The sequence below is a fragment of the Clostridium tagluense genome, from assembly GCF_003865095.1.
In the GTDB taxonomy this organism is placed as follows: Bacteria; Bacillota; Clostridia; order Clostridiales; family Clostridiaceae; genus Clostridium_AD; species Clostridium_AD tagluense.
The window spans coordinates 1-252 of sequence record NZ_BHYK01000140.1; the positions used below are offsets into that span (position 1 = coordinate 1).

Consider the following 252-nt stretch of genomic DNA (forward strand, 5'->3'; position numbering starts at 1 on the left):
CTAAGTAATCCCCTTAACCTTCCAGCACCGGGCAGGCGTCAGCCCCTATACATCAGCTTTCGCTTTAGCAGAGACCTGTGTTTTTGCTAAACAGTTGCTTGGGCCTATTCTCTGCGACCTACTTTCGTAGGCACCCCTTCTCCCGAAGTTACGGGGTCAATTTGCCGAGTTCCTTAACAGCAATTCTTCCGATGGTCTTAGGATTCTCTCCTCACCTACCTGTGTCGGTTTGCGGTACGGGCACCAATATCC

At 51.2% G+C, this 252-nt stretch carries 1 rRNA gene; it reads right to left on the bottom strand.

The window, feature by feature from the left end:
* Positions 1-252: ribosomal RNA gene (locus tag Ctaglu_RS24875) — 23S ribosomal RNA — on the bottom strand; the annotation flags it as partial.